The sequence below is a fragment of the Myroides odoratimimus genome, from assembly GCF_038039805.1.
GTDB classification, from domain to species: Bacteria; Bacteroidota; Bacteroidia; order Flavobacteriales; family Flavobacteriaceae; genus Flavobacterium; species Flavobacterium odoratimimum_B.
Genome location: NZ_JBBPHK010000041.1, coordinates 1 through 8,957 on the forward strand (window position 1 = coordinate 1; position 8,957 = coordinate 8,957).

Annotated in this window: 6 protein-coding genes; 1 reads left to right on the forward strand and 5 read right to left on the reverse strand. The window is 26.4% G+C overall.

Annotated elements, in window-relative coordinates:
- Positions 1-387 precede the first annotated feature (387 nt).
- Positions 388-678: a helix-turn-helix domain-containing protein gene (locus AABL85_RS17000; RefSeq protein ID WP_341310967.1), complete on the forward strand. Its 291-nt coding sequence runs from the start codon at positions 388-390 to the stop codon at positions 676-678.
- Between the two features lie 106 nt (positions 679-784).
- On the opposite strand, the gene AABL85_RS17005 is transcribed toward AABL85_RS17000, so the two are convergent.
- The 5 genes from AABL85_RS17005 to AABL85_RS17025 form a co-directional block, all read right to left on the reverse strand.
- The gene (locus AABL85_RS17005) at positions 785-1,867 is read right to left on the reverse strand and encodes a hypothetical protein (RefSeq protein WP_341310968.1); all 1,083 of its coding nucleotides are present in this window, start codon (positions 1,865-1,867) and stop codon (positions 785-787) included.
- Positions 1,868-1,869: 2 nt separating this feature from the next.
- Positions 1,870-2,592 (reverse strand): hypothetical protein, encoded by a 723-nt coding sequence (locus AABL85_RS17010; RefSeq protein WP_341310969.1) that lies wholly within the window; start codon positions 2,590-2,592, stop codon positions 1,870-1,872.
- Positions 2,589-6,983 (reverse strand): DEAD/DEAH box helicase, encoded by a 4,395-nt coding sequence (locus AABL85_RS17015; RefSeq protein ID WP_341310970.1) that lies wholly within the window; start codon positions 6,981-6,983, stop codon positions 2,589-2,591. The genes AABL85_RS17010 and AABL85_RS17015 overlap by 4 nt, the downstream gene beginning before the upstream one ends.
- 93 nt (positions 6,984-7,076) lie before the next feature.
- The gene (locus tag AABL85_RS17020) at positions 7,077-8,033 is read right to left on the reverse strand and encodes a hypothetical protein (RefSeq protein ID WP_341310971.1); all 957 of its coding nucleotides are present in this window, start codon (positions 8,031-8,033) and stop codon (positions 7,077-7,079) included.
- Positions 8,020-8,957, reverse strand: a 938-nt coding sequence (locus AABL85_RS17025) for an AAA family ATPase (protein WP_341310972.1), incomplete at its 5' end; no start/stop codon positions are given. The genes AABL85_RS17020 and AABL85_RS17025, both read right to left, overlap by 14 nt.

Here is an 8,957-nt window from a genome sequence, read left to right on the forward strand (position 1 = left end):
TAGACTGTTCACTTTCACACCGGAATAGGCTGTTCACTTTCAGTGGAATATTCAGTGCTCATAAATTCAATTTTATTAAGTATAATTAAAATAATTTTTTTAACAAAAAAAGCAATTAATTATCACTGTAATAATTATTGTTTTTCCTAAGTAAACTAGTTAAAATCACTTTCTAATAACTTTTGAACTCAATTATAGAATAGTTTATCTTATAGCATTTAATATTTTAAAAATACTTATACTTAAAGGCTTACTAATGTCACCTTTAATTCTGAATAATTTTACATATTGTACATTTATAAAGTCTCCCAAATCAATTTAATTTTAACCTTATTATATCTATATCATACAGATGTAAGGTTATCTCTATTAAAAACATATCAAATTATGAAACTTAAAAAAATGATTTTGCAAAGACTAGATTATTTAGAAGAATTAATAGTTAATCAACCCAATAAGCAGATTATGTCTGTAGATGACTTAGTAAAATATACAGGCTTTAAAAAATCCTCTATTTATCATCTAGTACATTATAATAAAATTCCATACTCTAAACCAAATGGAAAATATTTATTCTTTGATAAAACAGAGATAGATAATTGGTTGATGTCTAATAAGTCTTTATCTGAAGAACAAATAAAAGAAAAAGCGATAAAATATAGTTTATCTAAAAAATAGAAAATCCCCTCCTACTCTATGTCTGGAGGGAATTTATATATTCTGGAGAATTTAAAAAGAGAAGAAGAAAAGTACTTTTAAAGATTTCTGTCTCTAAATAGTATCCTTAGATTCTATTTTTCCAATAATTGAAATTTGCTCTACAATTAGAATCTCCTATATCCATTCCTGTTTTAAAATATTTTAATCCTAAATCAATCCTTCCTATAGAACAATAAGATACTCCTAATCGATTTAAATTATTAGGTTCTTTGGGGAAATATTGATACGTTTTTAATCCATATTCAATAGCTAAATCATAATCTTCAATTAAAGTATATACTAATCCTAAAACGTAATATCCATAAGCGGAATTATAATTATTTATAAGGTCGTTACCAACAGTAAGAGCTTCGTTATAAAGCTGAAGGTCACACATTTTTAATGCTTTATTAAACAAGATATCTGGATCTTGTTTCTCAGGTATAACTTGGCTTTTAGTAGATTGACTAGCAAGGATTTCATTTAGGATATTCTCAGCATTTTTATTACCTAGTTCAATAGAACGTTTAAGTAAAGAAATAGCACTCTGTATATCTCCTTCTTGATATTTAATTTGGCCAGCAAGCAAGTATGGATTAGCATAAGATGAATCTATTTTTAAAGCACTTTCACAATCTTGCCAAGCTTCTTTTAATTTGTTTAAATTCTTTCTAGCATTAGCTCTATTATTATACATACGTTTAAAAGGAACTCCAAGCATAACTCCTCCATCCATATTTTCAACATCTATATACCTACCTTCATTAATTAATTTAGTTTTTAAATCAATGCTTAAAGTATAAAATTCCTCTGCTTTTATATTATTCCCTAATGTCAAATAACAGAACCCTATTTGGTGAAATAAAGCATAAACTTGTACTTCATCATTAGACCAATCAATTGCCTTTGAATAGGTAGCTATTGCATCGTGATATTTTCTTAAATCTTCTTGTACATTTGCTTTAAATGCCTGATGTTTCCAATTGTTAACTTTAGAAGAAATAATTACTTCCTCTATTAGTTTTAAACATGGCTCATAAAAACCAGCTATATATAACTGATTTGCTTGTTCAAATTTTTGAAGTACGTTATCATTTTCTTTTACAGAATCTTCTGTTATATAATTTTCTTTACTGCTAAAACCGAATATCTTTTTAAAAAAACTCATCTCTAAATTAAATTAAATATTATTACACAAATTAGGACAATCAAAATTAGTACTAAATTGATGATATGACTTTGTTTATTTGCTTTTGTTAAATAATCTATCTTATTATTTAATAAAGTATTATTATCTAAAAAAGTGGTATGCATTTTATCAACCTTTACTTCTAAACTATTAATTTTTGTTTGAGTCTGAAGTAGTTCTCTTTCAATTTCATTTAGCTTATTCTGTGATTTATTAAGCTGATCTGTAAAAGTTACAAGAGAAGCACTGATTATATTAATAGACTTATAAATATCAGATAAAGTCTTTTCGTGTCTTGTAAAATGTTGTTCTAAATCGATACCTTTTAAATCTAGAATTAAATTATCTAGCTCTTGTGTTGAATTATTTAATTGCTTAAAAAATTCATCTTTAGAATACTCAAACTTCTTAGTAAAATCAATTTCATCTATTTGATTTATACGCATTGTCAAGTCAATTAACTTCTCCTGAAAAAAGATAATCTGTTCTTTTAATAAATCTTGATTCTTATTTAGGTAATTATTGGTTGACTTATCAATATCAATAGCCAATTTATTAAAGAGTATTGGTACCTTTTCTGCTTCCAAAATGACTTCTTTAACATTCGATTTTAAAGTATCTATCTCTTCTAGATGATGTTTTAAAGCACCTATATTTTCTATAGAAGCTTTTAATATTTCTTGTGTATTATATTGTGTACTCATATACCTATATTTTCTAATTGATTGATATAATTCTTAATCATTCTAGCCTGTAATTCTTGTAGTACTTTATTCTGAATTAAATCAATGTCAATTAATAAATCATTATTTTCATTAATATTATTCTTTAGTTTATCAAAATAGAAATCAAAGATCTCTATAATTTTTTCATAGTCGTTATCTATTATATTCTGATCATTTAATAGTCGATTAAATCCTGTTTCTAATGTGCGGTTTGCATCAAATCGATAAGATAAGTTGTTTGTTGAATACAATGAGAAAGCTAATAGTAAATGTAAAAGCCAGTCTCTATTATTCTCAGAACTAGTTAAATTGCGTAACATCTTTTTACAAGTTCCTACCAAATGTTTATAATTATTTTGCTCTGTTCCATTTTTTAAAAGCTCCTCATCAATATATTTGAAAAGAATCTCTTCTTTGAAATCAAATTCATGACCATAATAATCATCAAGTAAAGAATAATCTTTTCCATTTTCATTATAACCCTTACGGGCATACTTAGCATTAAAATAGTAGTAAATCTCCTCCTTAAAGATTATATTCTTCTGATACTCATCTCCTGTATCTAATAAGATTCTTTCTATTAACTCTTTAATTTCATCTGTAGCTTTTCTCCTTTTATTTGATATTTCAGAATATGTAAAGTCAGTCAAAAATTCAAGCATCACTAGTAAATCTTCAAAGAAGAATTCTGAATTATCGTTTAGCTTATTTAAAAGTAATTTTATAGATTCCTCAGCTGTTCTTTGGGATTGATATCTCTTTAAAAATAATTCAATTCTATCTAAATAATATCTACTGCTATTTGCTTTAAACAAGTTACACTTATATACCTCTTTTTGATAATCTTTTGTGTAACCTTGAAGTAATCCTATTGCATGAAGTCTATAAATTATACGACCTGTTTCTACTTCATCTCTTTGGGAAGTAAAAGGCCCTTCAATTTCAAGGCGTTCTCCAAGGGTAAGCTCTTTTAATTGTTCTGTTGAAAATATTTTCTCAACTTCCATTTTTTGCCAAAATTCTTCTGTGGATTTTGAAACAAAATAAATCTTATAAGCCTCAAAAATTTTATCTTTATTAAGATTAAACTTCTTGAAAATATAAGAATAGAACGGGGTCTGAAGAATTAATTGCTTTTCATAAGGAGTTAGCTCAGATGTTTTAAACTTATCTTTAATCCTAAACTTTGGTCTGTCTATTTTAGAGGTAAATGGAATAATAAAGTCAAAAGATGTGTTTTCCTTTTCTTGTTCTAAAACTTCATATAACGCTAATTGCTCTTGTTCTGAATCTTCTTGTTCTATTAAAAAATCCTCTTTTGTTTTTTGAACTGCCATAAAAAGCTCTTTTATCTGAGCATTTTCATAGCGTTTACCTTTAAAGTTATTTTCAAAAAAGAAGTCGTGTATTTCTCTATCTTCTGATTTATTAATAAGCAATGAATCTAAATTCTCTAATGCAATCTGTTTTATTGACTTTATTTTAAATTCAGTGAAATAATGATTAACATTTTCAAATTTATCTTTATAAGGAAAATTACATTTGTTTAATTCATCTATAAAATGTTCTCTTGAGTCATATTTATTAACTAAATTTTGTCTTATTACTCTTATATCAAAATCGGATAGTCCTTTATAAAACTCAGTAAATTTTAAGTAGTCAAAAGTGTAATACATTTTTAGACTTGCTAAAATAGTAGCTACTGCAACTTGTTTATCTCTTCCTGCACGACCACACTCTTGAACTAGACTTTCTAATGAACTAGCATAGTTTATATGAAAGGTTGCACGAATATTATCTTTATCTATCCCCATTCCAAAGGCTTTAGTACAAACCATAGTAGATAGATTGTTATTCATAAACATATTGAAACTCTTTTTGATATAAGCCTTTGAGTTGTCTTGTTGATCATTTTCATCTGCTCCATAAAAGTAACCAGCCTTAATACCGCTATTGCAAAGCAAATTATGGTTATACCTAACTCCTTGCCTATTGCTAAATTCTCCTGAACTTTCATTTATTTTAGTTCCTTTAACTGGACAAAATACAATAGAAGCATATGGATCAGGTAAAGTTTCCACTAGCTGTCCTTCCTTAGATTTAAAAATAAACTGATCATTTATATCTAAAGCGTAAGTATCATCTTTGTTAGTTTGAGCAAAATCTTTTGGGTCAAAGTTTTCAAAATGATGCTTTTGAGAAAGTATTAATCTCTCACGATTGTTGAAAAAATCAAATGTTGAAGGAAAATCAATCATCTCTTGCAAAAGAACTTGACTTCTATTTAAAGAATTTGAAACATCAACAACTCTAAAAAACAGCTCAGGACGAACTGTATTTTCAATCATAATTATTGCTTCAGCTAAATCATCGTTCTTGATTTGTAATTCCCTTTCAATATCTGCTAATACATCAAAAGAAGCTGTTGCAGTTAAACCAATAAGGCTAACAATACCGTCTTTACTTTTACAATATTTTTGTGCATTTCTACCCAAAAGTAAATAGTCATATCTAAAATCATGTCCCCACTCTGAAACACAATGTACCTCGTCAATTATACAATAACCAATGCTTTGACCTTTTTTGGTAGAATCAATACTATTTATTAAACCTCTAAATTCTTCAATTACAAATCGTTCAGGAGAAACAAATAAAAACTGCTTTGTTCCAAGTTTAAAATCAACGATTGATTTATTTTTAATATACTGAGATTGACTTGAATTTGCATAAGCAACATTATCAATCCAATTCTCTCTTAATACTCTAACCTGATCCTCCATTAAAGACTTAATAGGATCCACTATAATGGATAAAGTTGGCTGTAGGAATACAGGAATTTGATAAGTCAAAGACTTTCCACCTCCTGTAGGTAATAAACCAATAACGGGTAATTTTTGAAGCGCTCTTGATATAATTGGTAATTGACCTTCTCTAAAACCTGTTTTTCTAAAAATGTCATGTAAGAAATACTCTATCGAAGGAAGTAATTCTTTAATATAAGTATAGGAAGTATCAGAATTTCTAACAACTAAAGATTTATATTCTATAGATTCATTACAATAAATTTGACTAGGAGAATTAACATCTACATAATGTACAGATCTAAGTGTATAGTAGTCGTCATTTATAGTATGTTCAAAACTATAAACTTCTTCTCGCACTAGTAAAGAATTATCTACAACAATATCATATTCAATAGATTTAAATTCTTTTAAACTAATTGACTTATTGTTTAGATTTAACCTTGAATCATACAGCCATTCTTTGCTTTGAACTAAAGTAAGTTCAATACTAGGTAATTTAAGAGAATCATTACTTAGAACTAATTCATTGAGATTATTAATAGATTCATTAAACAGTTTTAAAGCTATTGCTGCTCCAGGTAGATCCCTTTCAATAACACAAATTCTAATTCTATCTCTAAGCAATAGATCAGTATTACGAATAAAAAGTTCTATAAAGAACTTCTGTAAACGCGCTACGTTAAAAGGTAATAATAAATAGGTATAAAGAGCTAAATCCTCTTTTATAGAGGAATTATAATTTTCAATATAAATCCCCTCAATTTCACTATTTATAGTAGCATTAGCTCCTAAATTATTTCTTTCTATTTCATAGAAAGGAAAACGAATAACTTCTCCATTTTCTTCAGATACACGTGTATCTCTTAAAGCATCATAGTAAACACTTTCTTTAATTTGATGTTGAGGACCATCTACTTCTAAAACCTTTGTTTTATAGACATTATCTCTATCTATGGCTTTATAAGCTGATTTGATATCTTCTCTAAATAAATAAGGTAATGTATGACTAAAATCTACCCAATTTTCTTTATTTGACTTTAATACAAGAGTTTTAAATTCTCTTTGAGCTTGTAAAATCTGTTTAAAAACTGGATGTGAATTATCTAAAAATCTTTGTTCTAAAACTGAATCAAGTTTACCTAAATAATCTTGCTTAGCTATATTTAATCCAGGGAATATTAAATGCAGCTTCTTAAACACATCTTGATAAGAATACTTTTCTTTAAAAAAAGAACTACAGTTAAATCTATATTCAAATATTTTTTTTTCTTCGCGAATTGATAAACCAATTTCTTCAAACAATTGTTCTAAAAATAAGGGAGCTCTTGTTGGTAATCCTCTTGTTAGAATATTATTCTGAACCGCTAGTAATTTTGGAATTTTATTATAATCAATTTCAAAGTTATTCTTTGTCTTAATATTAAAATTTGAAGCTGTTTCTAGTAAGCCTTTTAATTTCAATATATTCTCATTTTCAGTATCATCAATAAAGATACTTTCATCTGGAAATTGATTCTTTATAATATTTGATATACCATCAACTATATACCCAGCCTTTAGATTCATTAATTTATATTTATGTTATAAAGTTAGTAAATTGCTTAATAATAAAAAGGTATTCTTTCTAAGAAATAGAGAAGCCTACTCTTAGAAAGAATTTTAAATTTCATTAATTAAATCAATCTTGAATTTTGCTAAAGGTTTATCATTAATTTTATCTTCATCTAAATCGGTTCCCCATAAAAATCTATTAATTTCTTTCTCTTTAAGCTTTAAACTAGAAAAACTTGATTGAATTGTGCTAATATACTCTTTAGTGTATATCCTCTTCTTCCATAAAATTTCCTCTGCTTCATCTTTTTGAGTGTTATATAAACTTTCCAAGTTTACAACCTCATTAAAGTCAGTTGTTGTTATTTTATTAATTTTATCAGAGATTTTAATCTCAATTTGATTTTTATCAAAATCTAAATAAAATTGAGCTTTAGACTCTTTAGTTATTTCAAATATTTTACCTAATCCTACACCCTTTTCTGTATCTTCATAAAATGGATTCAAATTATTAATTATTTTATTACTTTTTTTTCTATTACAAGAAGCACAAACAGGAATAAAATTAAAAAAAGTAGTTGCTAGAAAAGGATACAATGATTTTGGGAGAACATGATCTAAATCATAATATGCTTTATACTTTTTACCTTCCTTTATAGTTAAAGTCCCAGCATAATTACAGTAAAAGCAAACTTTTAAATTCCATTTTAGAGAATTAATTAGTTTAGGATACTGTGAGTCTCTATATTCATCATATCTTAAGGCCTCTACAATTTTTTTTGCAAATATTGTTGACTCACTTCCCTCTATATTATCAATGATGTAGATAGCGTCAAATTCTTGTTTTTTTTGAGAAAATTCAGAAGGTTTTAAATTCAATAAACTATCATATTCTTTTAATATTTTATCCAAGTAATTCTTTTGATTATTTATCACCAAGTTATTAAACAGAATTTTTAATTTTTCTTTAGGCTTTACAAATCTCTTATCCTTATCAGCAAAAAGATTAGTATTAAAGGACTTAACAGACAAGGTTAAATTACTATCTATTTTAATTCTCTTCATTTTGCTGATTTTTAATAGATTCTAATTCTTTGATTCTTTCTTTTAAAGCATCGATTTCATATTGCGGATTTTGAATTCTTTCAAATAATAAATCTTCTAAATTGTAACGAATCAATTCTTCTCCAATAATTTTAATTTTCTGTTTTAAATTATCTATTATATTTTTAGGAGTATCTGCTTTTATCTTTTCTACATCTTTAATCAATTGATTAATATATTTTTGAGCATATGCTCCCATTGCACCATTTTTTAAAAAGAATTCATCCTTTAATAATTCATAAATATTTGCTGCAAAGGAATTAATAGAATCAACCTTTTCAGTTTTTCCATTTTCTAATTTTAAAACATTTTGAGAAGGAATGTCTGACAAAATAAATGGAGAATGTGTTGATAGTAGAATGCTAAACATTAATTCTTTATCAAACTTTTTATCTTTAAATATTGCTAATACAGTTAAAAGATTATTCACAAAAGTTCTTTGATACTCAGGATGTAAATAAAGTTCTAATTCATCAAAAACAAGTGCTATTTTTCTATATTTTCTTTTATCTGAGCCACTTACTGATAATAAATTATACGTATGATATACAACAGTTAAAATAGTATGTATACTCTGTTGTTCTCCTGAACTTAATTGATTAAAAGGGTACGCTTTTAACTCACCTTTTTGTACCAATTCATTTCTGATATCTTCTTGTTTAATATCTGTTTTAACAACGTTCATGTTAAAATCAAAAAAAGCAATAGGAATATTTTCAATACCATTCTTTGATTGGAAGAATTCAGTTGGTATTTGTAATTCAACTTCTTTTTGATTTAGTTTTTCTTTATCAAATTCAATTTTGTCAAAAAGATCAATTTTAAAATAGTTTGGAGAATCCAGTGAAATTGACCACCTAATTCCGTTAAAAGTGACCATGTCAT

Excerpts from the sequence above, each read along its gene's own strand:
- AABL85_RS17010 (WP_341310969.1), bottom strand. The coding sequence starts at position 2,592 with ATGAGTACACAATATAATACACAAGAAATATTAAAAGCTTCTATAGAA.
- AABL85_RS17015 (WP_341310970.1), bottom strand. The coding sequence starts at position 6,983 with ATGAATCTAAAGGCTGGGTATATAGTTGATGGTATATCAAATATTATA.
- AABL85_RS17020 (WP_341310971.1), bottom strand. The coding sequence starts at position 8,033 with ATGAAGAGAATTAAAATAGATAGTAATTTAACCTTGTCTGTTAAGTCC.
- AABL85_RS17000 (WP_341310967.1), top strand. The coding sequence starts at position 388 with ATGAAACTTAAAAAAATGATTTTGCAAAGACTAGATTATTTAGAAGAA.
- AABL85_RS17005 (WP_341310968.1), bottom strand. The coding sequence starts at position 1,867 with ATGAGTTTTTTTAAAAAGATATTCGGTTTTAGCAGTAAAGAAAATTAT.